This window comes from Gordonia sp. NPDC003376 (assembly GCF_053589235.1).
In genome coordinates this window covers 158,324-175,993 of sequence record NZ_JBSFRM010000005.1, presented here as the reverse complement: position 1 = coordinate 175,993, position 17,670 = coordinate 158,324, and the positions used below count along the sequence as shown (strand labels likewise).

Sequence of the window (17,670 nt, the reverse complement as noted above, 5' to 3'; positions counted from 1 at the left end):
TGCGATCGGTCGGCGGCTCCCGCCTCCGGCGGTCCTGGGCCGGTGATCCCCAACACTCACCCCGGTGACGCCACGCGGTCACCGGGGTGAAGTGCGTTCCCCAGGTGGGTCGGTCCGGACGTGGCGGGCATGTGCCCGCCACACGATCTCATCCTGCCCGACGACGTCCCGCCGGCCGGAGATCGGCCACCTTCGACACCGCACTCACCAATGCGAAATCGGCGTCGGCCGCCTGGCCCTTCACGTCCCCGTTGAGGCCGGCGACCACCACGACGGCCTGTGCGATCGACGCCGAGTCCCAGGCTTTCGCCTGCGTCTGGACCTTCTGCACCCGCTTGGGCGGCATGCCCAGTTCGGACGCCGCGGACGCCGCCCCGACGTTTCCCATGGCACGTACCCGGGCGATCGAGTGGACCGCCTCGGCCAGCGCATCGGCGAGCAGGACCCGCGCCACGCCGTGATGCAGCGCCCACGCGAGTGACTCCAGCGCCCCGGCACGATCTCCCGCGACAGCGCGGTCGGCTACCTCGAAGCCCGTGACCTCTGGGCGGCCCTGATAATAGAGCCGGACCTTCTCCTCGGTGACCTTGCCGCCGGTATCGGCGACGAGCTGAGCACACGCTGCGGCGAGCTCACGCAACTGAGCACCGACGGATTCGACGACCAGTTCCACGATGTCGTTCGACGCCCGTACCCCTAGTTGCCGGAACTCGTTGCGGACAAAGGTCATCCGCTCCGACGGCCACCTGGGCGTCTCACACGTGTGCTCGGTGGCGCCGGCCTTGCGCAGATCCGACACCATCGACTTGGCGCGTCCGCCACCGGTGTGGATGACCATCAGGGTCACGCCGTCGGGCAATGCCGCGGCGGTCTCGGAGACGAGGGCGGCCGGCGCCTTGCCCGCCTCCGCAGCCGCCTCCACAACCACGATCCGCTCCTCGGCGAACAGCGACGGGCTGAGCAACTCGGCGATCTCCGGGCCGGTGACGTCACCGGCGCGCACCCGGGTCACCGGGACATCGGTGCCACTGGCCTCCGACCGTTCCACGGCCACCGCGTCGATCACCCGGCCGGTCAGAAAGTCGTCGTCCCCCAGCAGCAGATGCAGACGTTCGCTCACACGACCATGCTGCCAGGTGGCACCGACGGCCGGTTCGCGGGTCTGGGTGGTGATCACCACGACGATGGACCCGACATAGCCACCCACGCCGATCGCGAACCCACCACCACCGCCACGATGATTGAGCCGACGAGGAGCGCAGCGACAAGTCGTGTCGAAATCTCCGCAGGCCACACACCCAAACCGACCACCCCGGACATCAGCACCAGCACCAGCACGATGATTGAGCCGGTGAGGAGCGCAGCGACAAGTCGAGTCGAAATCTCCGCAGGCCGAACTCGCCGACGTGACCACCTCCGACACGGTCACCACCCAACGCACACTGCGGAGACCTCGACACAGGTCCTCCCGCTTCGGATCGCTCCCGGCCTGATCGACACGGTCACCGTTGCCCCTCGACGACCCGACGACGCAGCCACACGATCCCCGCGCCGACGACCAGCGTCACCCCGCCGACGAGCACCGCACCCACCCAGCCCTCGGGCACCGAGATCTGCGCCCACTTCCACGACCCGAGATGTCGGGCGCACCAGATCATCCACCACAGCTCCGCCGACAGCGACCGGATCAACAACTCCGACACCACCATCGACCACCCGTCGGCCGGCCCGAGCGCCGCGGCCACCGCCGCCGCGGTCCCGACGATCCCGATCACCCCGACCACCGGCGCCACCGCGACATTCGCGATCACCGACACCACCGAGAACGTGCCGAACCCGAGTGCGATCAACGGGGCGGTCACCACCTGGGCGGCGATCGCCATCGCCAGCACCTCCGCCAACCCCGGCGGAACCCACCATGATCGGAGCACATCCCGCACCGACGGCGACACCATGACCAGGCCCGCGGTTGCCGCCACCGACAACGCGAACCCCGGCGCCCGCGCGAGTTCCGGCCACCACAGCACTCCCCCGATCACCGCCGCCCCCAACGCCGGCAATGCCTGTGACCGGCGCGCGGTCACCAACGCCAGCAGCCCGATCACTCCCATCATCGCCGCTCGCAACACACTCGGCGTCGGCCTCACCACCACGACGAAACCCAGGATGACCAGCACCCCACACACCGCGACCACCTTGGGTGGCGCACCGAGCAACCGGATCAACCCGATCACCGCACCACACACGATGGCGAAGTTGGCTCCGCTGACCGCGGTCAGATGACTCAGCCCAGCCGCCCGGAAGTCGTCCTCGAGGTCTGGGGCGAGGGCGGCGTCGTCACCGAGCACCAGGCCGGGGAACAGTCCGGCTGCATCGGCGGGCAGTGACCGCGACGTGCTCTGCCGCAGTCGTTCCCGGATGTGCGTCGCGGCCCGTTGCAGCGGCGGTGGCCGCCCGAGCAGCCGGGGTTCTCCGGATGCGGTCAACCGGGCGACGACCAGTCCCGGCGACGGTGCCGCTCGGATCGACACCACCGCACGGACGTGTTGTCCCGGGGACAGACCGTTCCATGTCTCGGTGGCGATCACCTCCACCGGTGCGGAACGAACCGCGCGAGACCCGACCTCGTCGATGTCGGCCCTGATCCGCACCCGCCTCCCACCGGCGGGTCCGAAGTCCACCGGGTCCTCGCGGACGGTCACCACCACCGTGGCCTTTCCCCGTATGTCCCGGAGCGGATGTGAATCGCGAACCTCCAGTCGCAACGCCATTGCGGCCGCGCAGGTTGCGGCCATCGCCGCACCCACCACGATGGGTCCGGCGATCTCCCAGCGCAGCAATCCTTTTCGCTGACCCACGAGGATGGCGATACCGGCGATGAACGCACCGGTGGCGATGCCCATGGCCGTCATCGGCGACGCGCCGAGGCAGATCGCGGTGATCACCCACACCACCAGGGCCGGAAGTGCCAGGCGCAGATCCACGGATGTCAGACGGTGACCAGTGACCGGAGCTTGGCCAGTCGTGCCGGGCCGATCCCGTCGACCTCACCGAGCTGGTCCACCGACCCGAACCGACCGTTGCGCGTGCGCCAGTCGATGATCGCCTGGGCCGTCACCGGACCGACCCCGGGCAGGGCGTCGAGTTGACCGGCGGTCGCGGTGTTCAGGTCGACCAGGCCCGTTACCGTGGTGGTGCCCACTGTTCCCGGCGACTCCGACCCGCTCGAACCACCCGACGCGGTCGGGGCGGCGGCACCCGCGGTTGCGACGACCGTGCTACGCAACGACATCTGGCCTTCGCCACCCGCGTATCCGACCAATACCTGGTCCCCATCGTGGACGATCTGCGCGAGGTTCAGGGAGACGGTGTCGGCGCCGGTCCGCGCACCACCGGCTGCGGCGATCGCCTCCGCCACACGGGAGTTCGGCCTCAATCGCACCAGTCCCGGTTTGTGGACGAGTCCGACGACGCTCACCACCACCTCGGTCATCGGGGCCTCCGGAGGCACAACAGATCGCTCTCCTCCTGTCTCGTCGGCCCCAACTCCGGTCGATGCCACCCCGCCCGACGCCACGGCGGTCGTCGGACCGGCCGCGGGAAAGTCCACCAGCGGCGCCGACTCGGACTGACCGAAGAGTCCGTAAGCGGCCACTGCACAGGCGATCACACCGACCAGGATGATCGCGATCGCCCCCGGCGGCGCCACCACGAATCGCCGACGTGGGCGGGGACCCGGGTCGTCGTCATCAGGGTCGCCCTCGACATCGTCGTCGTGGTCGTCGACCTCGAAGTCGGACGCCGAGGTGTCGAGCCACGCCGGGATCGCCGACGGCGGCCAGCCCGGATCGGGCACCTCGTCGACATCCTCGACACGTTCCGGGACCGGGGGCGGAGACAGCCGGTCCAGCCCCGACGCTCGGCGCGGGCCGGATCGTGCTGTCCCAGAAGTCTCGCTCATGCGGCCACGGTAGGGCGTCCCGGGAACCGGTTCAGGCCGGCTGCGTCGAGGTCTTGGACGATCTGTGGATCGCAACGGTTCTGTGCACAAGAGCTCGCTCGGCGCCGTGTGCCGATGCCATTCGCGCAGCGTAATCGGCACGCGGACTCGCGTGTTCGACCCTTTCGGCACGGTAGGCTGCCACCGTGAGCGCACTCATCAAGGGCCAGAACGGTCCGCTGACGGCCCCGGAGATCATCGTCGACGTCGAGTTCGCGGCACTCGCCGACGTGTCGGCGCTGCTGGTGACCGATCAGGCCGTGGTGCGCAGCGACGCCGACTTCGTCTTCTACAACCAGCCGAGCGGGCCGGGCGTCGACCTGCGGCCCGGTCCCGGACGACTGGGCCGTCTACACATCGTCACCGAGCGGGTCCCTGCCGAGATCTCCGCTGTCCGTATGGTTCTCACCCTCGACGACGCCGGGTTGACCTTCGGCGGGTTCCCGGCGCCCACCGCCCGACTGCTCGACCAGAACGGGGCGGAACTGTACTCGTTCGCCATCGACGGGCTGTCGAGCGAGTCGGTGGTGGTGGCCGTCGAGGTCTACCGACGCAACCAGGAATGGAAGGTCCGCGCCATCGGGCAGGGATATGCCGGCGGTTTCGCCGAGCTGGTGCGCGATCACGGGGTGAGGGTCGACGACGAACCGCCCGCACCCCAGCCGACGCCATCGCCGACCCAGCCGACACCCGCGGCCGCGCCGCCGCCTGTCCGCACTGCGCCACCGGCCCCGGAGATCAGTCTCAGCAAGGCCCGCCCGGTCAGCCTGGCCAAGGGCCAGCGGGTGGTGCTGCGCAAGGACGGTGGCGTCCCGCTCACCGACATCACCATGGGCCTCGGCTGGGACCCGGCCCGCGGCGGCCGGATCGATCTGGACGCCTCGGTGCTGATGTACTCCGGCGACGAGTGCGTGGAGATCGTCTGCTTCTACCACCTGCGCAGCAAGGACGGCTCCATCGTGCACTCCGGGGACAACCTCACCGGCCGCGGGGACGGCGACGACGAGACCATCTCGCTTGCACTGCAACGGATTCCACCCCACATCGACAGACTCGGCTTCACCGTCACCTCGTTCATGGGGCAGTCGTTCAAATCGGTGCGCAACGCCTACTGCCGCCTGGTGGACTCCACCACCGGCGCCGAACTCGCCCGGTACACCCTCAACGAGAAGGTGCCGTACACCGCGATGCTGATGGCCGTCATCGACCGGCAGAACGGTGAATGGAAGCTGCGCGCCGTCGGCGAGGGATTCCGGGCCCGGACCCCGAAGAAGGCCGCCAAGCAGGCGCGGCAGTTCCTCTGACGCAGCGCCCGGTCAACGAGGATTGGCGCCCGATCAACGGAAAGTGGCGCCCGGTCAACGTGGACTGGCGCCCGGTCAACGAGGATTGGCGCCCGATCAACGGGATCGCGACACCTACTCCGGGACGGCGACTACTCCGGGATGGCGTCGGCGCCCGGGATGGGTTCGAGGTGGGTGGCCACGGAGACTCCCACAGCTCCGGGACCGATATGCGAGCCCAGGATAGGACCGAGGTCGACGGTCAGCTGCGAGGTCACCACCCGCAGTTTCGACCGCAGGTCGCCGGCGAGCTCGGCGGCCGCCTCGGGGGCCTGACAATGCTGGATACCGAGGGTCACCGCCCGACCGTCGGCGAACTCCACGGCCGTCTCGACGAGTCGGGTGATCGCCTTGGAGAACGTGCGGTGCCGGTCCCGCAGCACCAGCATGCCGTCGTCGAGCGCGAGGATCGGCTTGATGGACAACGCCGACCCCAGCAGCCGGCTGGCCGCGCTGATCCGGCCGCTGTTGCGGAGATTGTCCAACTGCTGCACCGCGATCAGGGACTCGATGCTCGCCGCCTGCCGGATCGCGGCCTCGTAGGCACGGTCCCGGTCGGCGCCCGCCTCGGCGGCCTGGGCCGCGGCGATCGCCGCGAAGCCCACCGCAAGTCCCACCGATCGCGAATCCACGACACGGATCAGCCCGGGATACTTCTCGGCGGCCAGGCGCGCGGCACTCCACGTCCCCGACAGCCTGCGCGACATCATCACCGCCACCACCCCGGCACCGTCGCTGGCCTGCACGGCCTCACCGAACACCTCACCGAGGTCGTGCGGATTGGCCCCCGACGTGGTGACGCCGGGACTGGTCAGCAGATCGTCGGGGATGTCGTCGACACCCTCGCGGTAGTCGACACCGTCGAGCGACAGATGCAGCGGCACCACACCCATGCGGTAGTGCTCGACGATCCCCGCCGGAAGGCGCGAGGAGGAATCTGTGACGACGACGACAGGCACGTACCTACGTTAGCCGGTACGCATCGGGCTCATGCGTGGGGAGCCGACACTCCTGTCGCGGCCGCGATCACCGGGCCCGCGGCCACCGCGATCTGCCGATGGCACTCGAAGCCCCAGTGGATGCCGTCGGGGTTCATCTCCGACATCGGGTCGTCGAAGGCATCCCGCGTGATCGGGTACAGGTCCACCGTCGGCGCTCCCGCCGACTCCGCCCACCGCAGCATCGCGGCGGTGGTCGGGATACGGCCGCCATGCACATTCCCGTAGTACGGGCTGCGATGGGTCGAGGGCAGGACCACCACGATCGGCAGATCCGGCCGCAATTGTCGCAGTGCCCCACCGATTTTCGCGAGATACTCGGCGGTCACGCGCGGGGGCAGTGCCATCGGCCAGCCGAGACGGGCGGCACGTGGCTGCACCCACTGGTAGCTGTCACGCACCAGCTGCCGCAGCCGGGACGGACGCAGATACCGGATCTGTTCGCGAACCGCGGTCGGCAGCGGCGACGGCAGCGAGTCCATCCCGCCGACGGCCAGCACCACCACCGACGCGGTCGGTACCGACGCCCAGATGTTGGGGTCCTGGGTCAGCGCCCACCACACGTCGCGGGAGGTCCAACCGACGCGGCCGAACAGCTTCACCCGCATACCGAGTACGTCGCCGACGAGGTTCGGCCAGATCCGCGGATCGTCGGCGGGCAGGCCGCCCTGGGGACCGTAGTAGCTCAGCGAGTCCGTCAGCACGAGGATCTCCCCGGCCGGCGCTTCGTCCGGCCCCACATCCGCGGGCACCGGGGTCACTGGATCGCGGCGTCGGAGCTCTCCGCCGACGCATTCCACACGTCCAGCCGCCAGTGGGGTCGTGCGTCGGCGACGCCGTGCCCGGACAACTGCACCCAGCTGGTGTTGGCCAGTCCGCCGAACACCGGCCACTTCTCCACCGGCAGGTCCAGCAGAGCGGCGGTCAGCGCGGCGATCACCCCACCATGCGCGACGAGCACCACCGGCGCCTCCGGGGTGTCACCGGTACCCCAACCGGGGACACCGGCCACCAGCTCGTCGATCAGTGGCGTGACCCGGGCGGCCACGTCCACCCGGCTCTCCCCGCCCGGCGGACGCCAGGTGGCGTCGTCGCGCCACGTACTGCGCGCCCCGGGCATCGCGTGGTCGACCTCGGTGTGGCTCATGCCCTGCCACTCACCGAGATGTGTTTCGCGCAGGCGCACGTCGGTGTCGACGCCGAGGCCGGTCGCCAGCGAGAGCGCCTCCGCGGTGTCGCGGGCCCGGCGCAGATCCGACGACCGGATCAGGATCGGGTTCTTCTCGGCGAGCGCGGCCGCAGCCGTCTTCGCCTGCTGCACACCGAGTTCGGACAGGTCGGTGTCGAGCTGACCCTGCATCCGGCCGGTGGCGTTGTAACCGGTCTGGCCGTGCCGCAACAGGATCAGGCGCCGCACCACCGGGGTCAGGCGCTCGACGGAGGTGTCGGTCTGATCGGGTCCGCCGCTCACGCGGAGCCCCCGGATCGGCCGTCACCGAGCTCCACCGTCGGGCAGTCCTTCCACAGGCTCTCCAGCGCGTAGTAGGAGCGTTCGTCGCTGTGCTGGATGTGCACGACGATGTCGATGTAGTCGAGCAGCGTCCAGCGGCCCTCACGGGTGCCCTCGCGGCGCACCGGCTTGTACCCGGCGTCACGCATCTTGTCCTCGATCTCGTCGGTGATCGCGTTGACCTGACGCTCGTTGTCGGCGGATGCGATGACGAACAGGTCGGTGATCACCAACTGCTCGGAGACGTCGATGACGGTGACGTCGACTCCGAGCTTGTCCTCGGCGGCCGCCGCGGCGACCGTCGCCATCTCCAATGCCTCGGGTGATGCAGTCACACGATTCCTTCCATCGGTGGAGCGCTCACGGCGCCGACACCCTCGACGAGTTGTTCCGCAGCGGACGATACAGCCTGCGCTTGGCGATGTACTGAACGACTCCGTCGGGCACCAGGTACCAGACCGGCCGGCCCTGCGCGGCGCGCTCACGGCACTCGGTGGACGAGATGGCCAGCGCGGGGATCTCCAGCATCTGCAGGGTCTCCGGCGGGAGCTTCTCCAGATGCTGTGACAGATGACTCGCCGACAGCTCATAGCCGGGCCGGCTCACGCCGACGAAGTTCGCGAGGTCGAACAGTTCTTCCCAGTTCTGCCACGACAGGATCGACTCGAGGGCGTCGGCGCCGGTGATGAAGAACAGCTGGGCGTCGGGCAGGATCGCGTGCAGGTCGCGCAGGGTGTCGACGGTGTAGGTGTCACCCTCACGATCGATGTCGACGCGGCTGACCGAGAACCTCGGATTCGACGCGGTGGCGATCACCGTCATCAGGTAGCGGTCCTCGGCGGCACTGACGTGTTTGGCTGCGTGTGAGCCGTCGGTCTCGTCGGCCTCCCCCACCTTCTGCCAGGGCCGTCCGGTGGGGACGAAGATCACCTCGTGCAGGGAGAAACGGTGGGCGACCTCACTGGCGGCCACCAGGTGACCGTTGTGGATCGGGTCGAAGGTGCCACCCATGACTCCGATGCGACGACGCACGGGGGGACGCTCGGCAGACATGAAGGGAAAGTCTATCGGGTCACGATCGGACGCGACGGTCAGCTCGACTCACACCGGCAGCAGATCGGCGATGACCTTGCCCAACTGCTGTGCGTTGCGGCACTCGAACATGTCGATCACCTCGCCGTAGGCGTCGGCCGCGGAATCACCGGTCCCCCAGTCGCGGGCGGCCTCCGGGTTGAGCCAGTACGAGTGACGCACACGTTCCACGAGGTCGCGCAGGATCTCGGCGTTGGGATCGTGATAGTTGTTGCGGGCGTCGCCGAGGATCAGCAGCGCCCCGCGGTGGGTGAGCGAGTCGGCATAGTTCTCGACGAATCCGCGCAGCATGTGGCTGTAGTCGGAATGGCCGTCGCGCGTGACGATCCGGGCAGTGGTGATCATCTCGCGCATGGCCGCCTTGGCATCCATGCCGAAGCCCGCCTTGTCGCCGGTGGACGGGTCGAACATCTCGGTCACCTCGTCGACGGTGTCGACGAAGGCGAACACCCGCACCTTCGAGAACTGTTGGCGCAGTGCGTACACCAGGTTCAGGGTGAACTGCGAGAAGCCGGCGACCGATCCGGACACGTCGCAGATGACGATCAGCTCGGGACGTCCGGGACGGGGTTTGCGATGTTTGAGTTCGATCGGCACGCCCCCGGTCGACATCGACGCCCGCAGGGTCTGGCGCACGTCCACCGCCCCGCGGTGGGCGCGGCGACGCCGGATCTCGAGCCGCGAGGCCAACAACCGGGCCAGCGGGTCGATGGTGCGCCGCAGTTCGGCCTGCTGTTTGGCGCCGGCGGAGAGGAAGTTGATGTGTTCGGGCAGCGTCGGGACCGCGTACTCGCCGACGCGTTCGCGACCATTGCGTTCGGCCATCCGGCGCTGGGTCTCGCGTTCGACGGCCGCGCGCACCAGGTTGGCCTTCTCCCGGGCGGCGCGCCGCATCACCGGGTCGGTGCCGGCACCGAGGTCGGTGGGGTCACCGGCGTCCATCGCCGCCGCGATCCGTGCGATCAGCGTCTGCGGGTCGATCGCCGAGAGCGCCTGGTACGCCGAGTACGCCTGTCCGCGGGCGGAGTCATAGCGGCCGAGTTCCTCGACGATCTGCGCCACCATGGCGTCGAGTCGCCCGTCGGCCTCGGCGGTGGGATCGGCCAGCATCTGCGCCAGCATGTCCCGGGTCGCCGGCACGTCGATCTCGCCGTCGTCGGTGCGCGGCAACTCGTCATCACCGGTGCGCGCCCCAGGGGCCGCCGGGAACCACAGGTCGAAGAGTCTGTCGAACGCCGGCCGGTGCAGGTGATCGGCGAGCAGGGTGGTCGCCAGGCCCTCGCGCAGACTCGTGCGATCGAGCAGGTCGAGCACCTCGACCGCCCGCGCCGCATCGATCAGCGACGATGGTCCCACCACCACGCCCCGCCGACGCAGTTCGTCGACGAAGTCGGTGAGGTGGGCGACGAACGGCGCGGTCCGCACCGCCTGCGCGGGGCCGGTCATCCGCGGAGTTTGAGTTCTTTGATCGCGGTGGTCAGGTCGGGCCGGTGCTTGAGCACCACCCCGAGCGTGCGGGCGATCAGACCCGCGTCGAGGCCGCGACCGGACGTGCCGGTGGTGTCCTCACCGACGCCGAGCGCGAGCAGGGTGTTGGCCCAGTCGATGGTCTCGGCAACCGACGGCTTCTTGCGGATGTCCAGGGTGCGCAACACCCCGATCACGCGCACCAGTTCGGCGGCAAGCGAATCCGAGAGCCCCGGCACGCGAGATGCGAGGATCTCCTTCTCGCGCTGAGCATCCGGGAAGTCGATGTAGAGATAGAGGCAGCGTCGCTTGAGCGCCTCGGACAGCTCGCGGGTGGCGTTGGAGGTGAGCAGCACGATCGGACGGCGCTGTGCCACGACCGTTCCCATCTCGGGGATGGTCACGGCGAAGTCGCTGAGCACCTCCAGCAGCAGCCCCTCCATGTCGACGTCGGCCTTGTCGATCTCGTCGATCAGCAGCACCGTGGCACCCGGTCGGGAGATCGCGGTGAGCAGCGGCCGCGGCAGCAGGAACTCCGAGGAGAAGATGTCGGTCTTGGCGTCGGCCCAGTCGCGGGTGCCGGTGGCCTGGATGTGCAGGATCTGCTTGGCGTGGTTCCACTCGTAGAGGGCACGTGCCTCGTCGATGCCCTCGTAGCACTGCAGGCGGACGAGTTCGGCATCGGTGGCGGCGGCGATCGCCTTGGCCAGTTCGGTCTTGCCGACGCCGGCCGGACCCTCCACCAGGAGCGGTTTGCCGAGGCGGTCGGCAAGGAAGGTGGAGGTGGCGGTGGCGTCGTCGGCCAGATAGCCGGTCTCCCGCAGCCGCGAGACGACCTCGGGCACAGCGGTGAACGAGGGCACGACCGGAGCGTTTCCGGGCACGGCGGACGCCGTGGTCTGCGCCGACATCACGCCGGCCGGATCTGGCCGTCGCCCCACACGACCCACTTGGTGGAGGTCAGTTCGGGGAGGCCCATCGGACCGCGGGCGTGCAGCTTCTGGGTGGAGATGCCGATCTCGGCACCGAACCCGAACTGCTCACCGTCGGTGAAGGCGGTGGACGCGTTGACCATCACCGCGGCGGCGTCGACCCGCTCGGTGAACTCGGTGGCGGCGGCGAGATCGGTGGTGATGATCGCCTCGGTGTGCCCGGTGCCCCACTGGTCGATGTGTGCGACGGCGGCGTCGAGATCGTCGACCACCTTCATCGCGATGTCCAGCGACAGGTACTCCTCGGCCCAGTCGGCCTCGGTGGCCGGTTCCATGCCCGGTTCGTCGCCGTGGATCACCACCCCCTGCGCCTGTAGGGCCTGCCTGATCTTCGGCAGCGCGTCGTCGGCGATCTTCTTGTCGATCAGCACGGTCTCGGCGGTGTTGCACACGCTGGGCCGGCGGGTCTTGGAGTTCAGCACCACACGGGTGGCGAGGTCGACGTCGGCGTCGGCGTGGACGTAGACGTGGCAGTTGCCGGTGCCGGTCTCGATGGTCGGGACGGTGGCGTCGGTGACCACGGCAGTGATCAGGCCGGCGCCGCCGCGCGGGATCACCACGTCGACGAGTCCGCGGGCACGGATCAGTGCGGTGACCGAGGAGCGGTCCTCGCTGGGCAGGAGGGCCACGGCGTCGGCGGTGACACCCTTGCCACCCAGCGTCTCCCGCAGGATGCGCACGAGTTCGGCGTTCGACGACGCCGCCGACGACGAGCCGCGCAACAGCACCGCGTTGCCCGACTTGAAGGCGATACCAAAGGCGTCGACGGTGACGTTGGGTCGGGCCTCGTAGACGATGCCGACCACACCGAGCGGCACCCGCTGCTGCCGCAGCCGCAGCCCGTTGGGCAGGGTCTTGCCTGCGATGACCGCACCGATCGGGTCGTCGAGGGCGGCGACCTGGCGCAGGCCGTTGGCGATGCCGGTGACACGGGCGTCGGTCAGGCGCAGACGGTCGAGCAGCGACCCCTCGGTCCCGGCCTCCTCGGCGCGTGCGATGTCGGCGGCGTTGGCCGCGAGGACCGACTCCGAGGCCGCCTCGATCGCGTCGGCCGCGGCGAGCAGCACGTCGTTCTTGGTGGCGGTGGTCAGCTGCGCCAGCGACCGTGAGGCCGCCTTCGCGGACCGGGCCAGGCCGGTGACGACCTTCTCGACGTCGGCATGACCCGATACCGGATCGGCCGGGGAGACAGTGGGTGCGCTCATGGATTCCTCGATGTCGCCTGCTCGGTTATGTCGACCACCAGAGTACGTGTGCTCGATCACGCCGCCCATCCGGGATCGGCCGTCTCCGCATCGGCCACCCCGCCCACCCGTCGGGCCGATTCCGGACACCCGGACCGGGGTCGCCCACACGGCGACCATCGGCTCAGCAACCGGCGAGCACTTCACCGAGTACCCCCCGCGAGTCGGCGTCCACCGCAAGGCGGTAGGCGGCGACCACCGCGATGAACTGGATGGCATAGCGGCACCGGAACGCGACGAGCGGCGGCATCCACCGGCCCGGCGGGGCGTCGCCCTTGTCCTGGTTCGAGGTGGCGTCCACGGCCACCAGATTGGCCGGGTCGTTGGCGAGGTCGGCACGGCGGTCGGCCGGCCATGCCCACGCACCCATGTCCCAGGCGTAGGCCAGCGCCACGATGTGGTCGATCTGGACCGCACCGGCGGTACGGCCACGCCGGAACACGATCCACTCCCCGGTGTACGGACTGCGCAGCCGTCCGGCGAGGATCGCTCGCGGGCAGGTGTCGATCGGGCCGGTACCCGCCTCGGCGAGGTCGCGGCCGAGGATGTCGTTGCGGGTGTCGCAGCCGTTGCGCCCACCGGCCACCGAGACCGCATCGGTCCATGCCGAGCCGAAGGCCGATCGTTGATAGTCGTTGCGGTGCAACCGATGTGGGACCACATCCAGTGCGCCCAACATCTGCCGGGCATGCTGTGCCGCGGCGTGCACGCGCGGATCGGGGGGCGGCCGGTCACGCTGCACCACCACGGCAACGGCCACCGCGGTCGTCGCACACACGACCAGGATCAGCCAGCGCCGCGCCGGCCACACCGCCCGGTCATCGGGGACGGCCCGACCGATCTGCAGCCCGCACCGGGTGAGGAACCTACGACTTGTCCAGGTAACGGATCTTGTTCGGAGCCAGGACCGCATCCACCAGACCCGCCAGCGCAGGGCGTCCGAGGAGCTCGACGTCATCCTCGACCACACCGCGGGCGAACTCCTGCGCGTCGGCGAGGATGTCGGCGTCGTCGAGGAGCGAGAGAAAGCGCAACGACGAGGTACCGCCCGACTGGAGCGAACCCAGGACATCACCCTCCCTCCGCTGCTGCAAGTCGATCCGGGCCAATTCGAATCCATCATTGGACGCAGCGACGGCCTTCAGTCGTTCCAATGTCGGCGAACCATCCCGCGACCGGGTCATCAGCAGGCACAGTCCGGGATGCCCGCCACGGCCGACGCGGCCACGCAGCTGATGCAGTTGACTCACACCGAACCGCTCGGCGTCGACGACGACCATCATGGTGGCGTTGTGCACGTCCACACCCACCTCGATCACCGTGGTCGAGACCAGGATGTCGATCTCGCCCCGGCCGAAGGCGTCCATCACGTCGGCCTTGTCCTCGGCGGGCATCCGCCCGTGCAGCATCGCGATCCGCGACCGGCCCAGCGGACCGGCGAGCAGGTTCTCGTACTGGTCGAGCACCGACGTGGTCTCGACCTCCGCGGCCTCCGGGTCGTCGGAGAGGTCCGGCATGTCGAGCATCTCCGGGTCGTCGGCGGCAGACTTCTTGCCACCCTTCCCCTTGCCCTTCTTGGGCTGCTCCTCGTCACCGATCCGTGAACACACCACGTAGATCTGCCGGCCGTCGGTGACCTCCTCGGCGACCCGCTCCCACGTCCGGTCCACCCACTTCTGGTTGGTCAGCGGCACCACGCTGGAGCTGATCGGCTGCCGGCCGCGCGGCAGTTCGGCCAGTACCGAGGTGTCGAGGTCACCGAAGGCGGTCATCGCGACCGTCCGCGGGATCGGGGTGGCGGTCATCACCAGCACATGGGGTACCACACCGTCACGGCCGCGCCGGCGCAGCACGTCGCGCTGCTCCACGCCGAAGCGGTGCTGCTCGTCCACCACCACCATGCCGAGATCGAAGAACGACACGTTCTCCTCGAGCAGGGCATGGGTGCCGATCACGATCCCGGCCTTGCCGGTCACCACGTCGAGCAGCGTCTCGCGCTTCTCCTTGGTGCGCATCGAGCCGGTGACCAGGGCCACCGCGGTGGCACCGTCGGCGGCGCCGAGTCGCTCGGCGAGCCCCAGCTCGCCGAGCTGGGTGGTGATGGTCCGATAGTGCTGTGCGGCAAGCACTTCGGTGGGAGCCAGCAGTGCACACTGGTGGCCGTTGTCGACCACGCGCAGCATCGCGAGCAGGGAGACGAGGGTCTTGCCCGAGCCCACCTCACCCTGCAGCAGGCGGCTCATCGGTTCGGTGGCGGCGAGGTCGTCGGCGACCTCGGCGAGCACCGTCTCCTGCCCGTCGGTGAGCGTGAACGGCAATCTGTCCCGCAGCCGGTCCTCGAGCCCACCCGGCACGTGCCGACACGCCGGCCCCGACTGTCCGCGACCGGCGGCCCGCCGCTGCGCGAGGACGAGCTGGATGGCCAGTGCCTCGTCGAACTTCATCCGTTCGCGGGCGGGCTCGATCTCCGATTCCCGCTCGGGTAGATGCACCGCCCGGATCGCGGCGTCGGCATCCATCAGGCCGCGTTCGGCGCGTTCGGCGTCGTCGAGTGGATCGGGGATGGTGTCGATCAGGTCGAGGACCCGCCGTACCGCCGACCAGATCTCCCACGTCTGACACGTGCGGTTGGCCGGGTACATCGGCAGGATCGGACGCTCGAACTGGGCCATCGGATTCGAGGCGGGGGCGTCGGCCTTGCCCGCATTGGCCCCGGTCAGCTCGAACTCCAGCGCATACATCTCGGCCATCATGGGTGAGCCGACGATCTTCTCGAGTTCGGCGTCCGGCTCGGGCAGCACCATCCACTGCGGGTGGGTCAGCTGCGGTGTGCCGCGGAACAGCTTGATCGCGCCGGCCATCATCACCCGGACCCCGGGTTTCAAGGCGTTCTGGATCGCCCAGGCGTTGAAGAACGACGCCTCGTAGACATGTTTCTCGTCGGAGACGGTGACCTTGAGGAACTTGCCGTTCCGCCGCTTCATCGAGATCATCTGGGACTTGCCGATCCGGCCGACGACGGTGATCCACTCGCCTTCTTCGAGCTCCTGTCCGGCCGAGGCCTGACCACGGTGCAGGTAGCGTCGCGGGGCGTAGCGCAGCAGGTCGCCGACGGTGTGCACACCGAGTGTGCCCAGCCCTTCGGTCATCTTCGGCCCGAGGATCTCCTCGAGTGGGTCGGTCAGCGCGACCACCTATTCCACCCCCACCTGGATCAGGTCGTCGGACTGGCCCGTCGGATACACCGCGAGTTCGATACCCGCGAAGTTGCGACGCATGTGGTCGGCGAGCGCCGTCAGCGCCGCCTCGTCCACGTCGGCTCCGGCGAGTACCGTCACCAGCTCGCCGCCGGTGGCGAGCATCAGGTCCACCAGCGCGGTCGCGGCCTGCGTCTGATCGTGGGCGATCACCAGCACATCCGATCCGATGAGACCGAGCACGTCACCCACCTCACAGGTACCGGCGAGGGTCATCATCCGGGTGTCGGCGCGGCGCAACGACCCCCACCGCGCACCGGCGGCGGCCTCGGCCATCGCATAGGCGTCGGCGTCGGCGGTCTCGGTGGGATCGTGCACGGCCAGCGCGGCCAGACACTGGGTCATCGACATGGTCGGCAGCGAGATCACCGACCGCTGCGCCGACCGCACCTCGGCGGCCACCGACACCAGGTCCTGGCTGGTCATGGCCCCGTTGGCCATCACGATGACGTGAGCGGCGTCGGTGTCACGGATCACCGCGACCAGGTCTTCCGGGCGCAGCGTCCCGTCGGCACGCACCACCGCCGCGCCGGCGTCGGTGAACAGGCTCGCCGCACCCTCCCCGCGGACCACCGCCACCACCGCCCGCTTGTGCCGGGGTGGCGGTTCGGCGGAGTCGATCTGGGAGCGGATGGCGTCGAGCGCGAAACAGCTGATCCGGATTTCGGACATGCGGCCGGTTGCCAGACCCGCCTCGATGGCCTTGCCCGGCTCACAGGTGTGCACGTGCACCGAGAAGCGTTCGCCGTCGCCGCCGGACGAGTCACCGACGATCACCACCGCGTCACCGAGTTCGTCGAGGGCCGAACGCAGCCGGCCGATCCCCTCGCCGGCGGCGGCGTCGAGCAGGTACATCACCTCGAAGTCCATCTCCGACGATCCGCCGCACTCGTCGTCGGGGTGCCCGGGCTGCCCGCCCCCGGTGAGCGATCCGCGATAGCGGCGGCGACGGACCGCGACGCCGGTGACCACGCCGACCATCGCGTCCAGCAGCACCAGGAAACCGCGGGCGCCGGCATCGACCACCCCGGCCGAGGTGAGCTCGGGAAGCTGGTCGGTGGTGTGTTCGAGGGCCTCGGCGCACTCGTCGGCGATCGCCCGCACGAGGTCGGTGGGGGCGTCGTCGGCATGGGTCACCGCGGTCTCGGCCGCCACCCGGATGACGGTGAGCACCGTGCCCTCACGCGGTTCGCTGACGGCCCGGCGCGCCGCGAGGCCGGCCAGCCGCAGCCCCGCGACGGCGAGGTAGGTCAGCGTGAGGTCGTCGGCTCCGGCCACCGCCGCGGCGTCGGCGATCCCGACCAGCACCTGCGACAGGATGATCCCGGAGTTGCCGCGCGCCGAGGCCACCGCGCCGTCGGCCATGGCCCGCGCCACCGCGGCCACGTCGGCGGCGTCGGGCAGCGCCCGCACGGAGTCGGCGGCGGCGCGCATGGTGAAGGCCATGTTGGAACCGGTGTCCGAGTCGGGGATCGGGAAGACGTTCAGATCGTTGATCTCGCCCCGCAGCGCATCCAGGCCGTCGGCGCTGGCCTGTGCCCAGTCCCGGAGCAGGTTCGGGTTGATCGTCTGTGTCGGACCGACGTCGAACGCGGCCATGCAACCTCCTCGGACACCGCCGGTGACAATTGTGTTCGAGGCTACTCGGACATGCCGACAGCACCATTGCCTGTCGACTTCGTGTCCACAGGAGGTCATCATGGTCTCCGGGTGCACCCCCTCCGCATCCCGGACGCCGGGACGCCTTCGGGGGTGGATTTGGCCGAG

Annotated in this window: 15 protein-coding genes; 1 reads left to right on the top strand and 14 read right to left on the bottom strand. The window is 69.5% G+C overall.

Annotated elements, in window-relative coordinates; translation table 11 throughout:
* Positions 1-148 precede the first annotated feature (148 nt).
* The 3 genes from holA to ACWDUA_RS08035 form a co-directional block, all read right to left on the bottom strand.
* A complete protein-coding gene (holA, locus tag ACWDUA_RS08045; protein ID WP_449750540.1) occupies positions 149-1,120 on the bottom strand; it encodes a DNA polymerase III subunit delta in 972 nt (323 codons plus the stop codon).
* Positions 1,121-1,502: 382 nt separating this feature from the next.
* Positions 1,503-2,984, bottom strand: a complete 1,482-nt coding sequence (locus ACWDUA_RS08040) for a ComEC/Rec2 family competence protein (protein ID WP_449750483.1) — start codon at positions 2,982-2,984, stop codon at positions 1,503-1,505.
* A 5-nt stretch (positions 2,985-2,989) separates the two neighbouring features.
* Positions 2,990-3,961: a ComEA family DNA-binding protein gene (locus tag ACWDUA_RS08035; protein WP_449750482.1), complete on the bottom strand. Its 972-nt coding sequence runs from the start codon at positions 3,959-3,961 to the stop codon at positions 2,990-2,992.
* 185 nt (positions 3,962-4,146) lie between these two features.
* Between ACWDUA_RS08035 and ACWDUA_RS08030 the strand changes: the two genes are divergently transcribed.
* The gene (locus ACWDUA_RS08030; protein ID WP_449750481.1) at positions 4,147-5,304 is read left to right on the top strand and encodes a TerD family protein; all 1,158 of its coding nucleotides are present in this window, start codon (positions 4,147-4,149) and stop codon (positions 5,302-5,304) included.
* Positions 5,305-5,435: 131 nt separating this feature from the next.
* Here the strand turns inward: ACWDUA_RS08030 and ACWDUA_RS08025 are convergent, their stop codons facing one another.
* From ACWDUA_RS08025 to ACWDUA_RS07975, 11 genes are all read right to left on the bottom strand, one after another.
* Entirely contained in the window at positions 5,436-6,302 is an 867-nt protein-coding gene (locus tag ACWDUA_RS08025; RefSeq protein ID WP_449750480.1) for a DegV family protein, read from the bottom strand.
* 29 nt (positions 6,303-6,331) lie between these two features.
* Entirely contained in the window at positions 6,332-7,093 is a 762-nt protein-coding gene (octT, locus tag ACWDUA_RS08020) for a diglucosylglycerate octanoyltransferase (RefSeq protein WP_449750479.1), read from the bottom strand.
* A gap of 5 nt (positions 7,094-7,098) precedes the next feature.
* Positions 7,099-7,812: a histidine phosphatase family protein gene (locus tag ACWDUA_RS08015; protein ID WP_449750478.1), complete on the bottom strand. Its 714-nt coding sequence runs from the start codon at positions 7,810-7,812 to the stop codon at positions 7,099-7,101.
* Entirely contained in the window at positions 7,809-8,186 is a 378-nt protein-coding gene (rsfS, locus tag ACWDUA_RS08010; protein WP_020792627.1) for a ribosome silencing factor, read from the bottom strand. The genes ACWDUA_RS08015 and rsfS overlap by 4 nt, the downstream gene beginning before the upstream one ends.
* Positions 8,187-8,211: 25 nt before the next feature.
* Positions 8,212-8,904, bottom strand: a complete 693-nt coding sequence (gene nadD, locus ACWDUA_RS08005; protein WP_449750477.1) for a nicotinate-nucleotide adenylyltransferase — start codon at positions 8,902-8,904, stop codon at positions 8,212-8,214.
* Positions 8,905-8,952: 48 nt separating this feature from the next.
* A complete protein-coding gene (locus ACWDUA_RS08000; protein ID WP_449750476.1) occupies positions 8,953-10,389 on the bottom strand; it encodes a vWA domain-containing protein in 1,437 nt (478 codons plus the stop codon).
* Positions 10,386-11,321 (bottom strand): AAA family ATPase, encoded by a 936-nt coding sequence (locus tag ACWDUA_RS07995; RefSeq protein WP_449750539.1) that lies wholly within the window; start codon positions 11,319-11,321, stop codon positions 10,386-10,388. Before ACWDUA_RS07995 ends, ACWDUA_RS08000 begins: the two co-directional genes overlap by 4 nt.
* The gene (locus ACWDUA_RS07990; protein ID WP_449750475.1) at positions 11,321-12,607 is read right to left on the bottom strand and encodes a glutamate-5-semialdehyde dehydrogenase; all 1,287 of its coding nucleotides are present in this window, start codon (positions 12,605-12,607) and stop codon (positions 11,321-11,323) included. The genes ACWDUA_RS07995 and ACWDUA_RS07990 overlap by 1 nt, the downstream gene beginning before the upstream one ends.
* Positions 12,608-12,770: 163 nt before the next feature.
* A complete protein-coding gene (locus ACWDUA_RS07985) occupies positions 12,771-13,559 on the bottom strand; it encodes an HNH endonuclease family protein (protein ID WP_449750474.1) in 789 nt (262 codons plus the stop codon).
* A complete protein-coding gene (locus ACWDUA_RS07980) occupies positions 13,513-15,795 on the bottom strand; it encodes an ATP-dependent DNA helicase RecG (RefSeq protein WP_449750538.1) in 2,283 nt (760 codons plus the stop codon). Before ACWDUA_RS07980 ends, ACWDUA_RS07985 begins: the two co-directional genes overlap by 47 nt.
* Positions 15,796-15,840: 45 nt before the next feature.
* Complete coding sequence (locus tag ACWDUA_RS07975; protein WP_449750473.1) at positions 15,841-17,502, bottom strand: DAK2 domain-containing protein; 1,662 nt, start codon at positions 17,500-17,502, stop codon at positions 15,841-15,843.
* Between the last annotated feature and the right edge of the window lie 168 nt (positions 17,503-17,670).

Bases quoted from the DNA above. Each gene is read 5' to 3' on its own strand.
- ACWDUA_RS08035 (WP_449750482.1), bottom strand. From the start codon at position 3,961: ATGAGCGAGACTTCTGGGACAGCACGATCCGGCCCGCGCCGAGCGTCG.
- nadD (WP_449750477.1), bottom strand. From the start codon at position 8,904: ATGTCTGCCGAGCGTCCCCCCGTGCGTCGTCGCATCGGAGTCATGGGT.
- ACWDUA_RS08000 (WP_449750476.1), bottom strand. From the start codon at position 10,389: ATGACCGGCCCCGCGCAGGCGGTGCGGACCGCGCCGTTCGTCGCCCAC.
- ACWDUA_RS07995 (WP_449750539.1), bottom strand. From the start codon at position 11,321: ATGTCGGCGCAGACCACGGCGTCCGCCGTGCCCGGAAACGCTCCGGTC.
- ACWDUA_RS07990 (WP_449750475.1), bottom strand. From the start codon at position 12,607: ATGAGCGCACCCACTGTCTCCCCGGCCGATCCGGTATCGGGTCATGCC.
- ACWDUA_RS07985 (WP_449750474.1), bottom strand. From the start codon at position 13,559: ATGCGGTCCTGGCTCCGAACAAGATCCGTTACCTGGACAAGTCGTAGG.
- ACWDUA_RS07980 (WP_449750538.1), bottom strand. From the start codon at position 15,795: ATGACCGAAGGGCTGGGCACACTCGGTGTGCACACCGTCGGCGACCTG.
- ACWDUA_RS07975 (WP_449750473.1), bottom strand. From the start codon at position 17,502: ATGGCCGCGTTCGACGTCGGTCCGACACAGACGATCAACCCGAACCTG.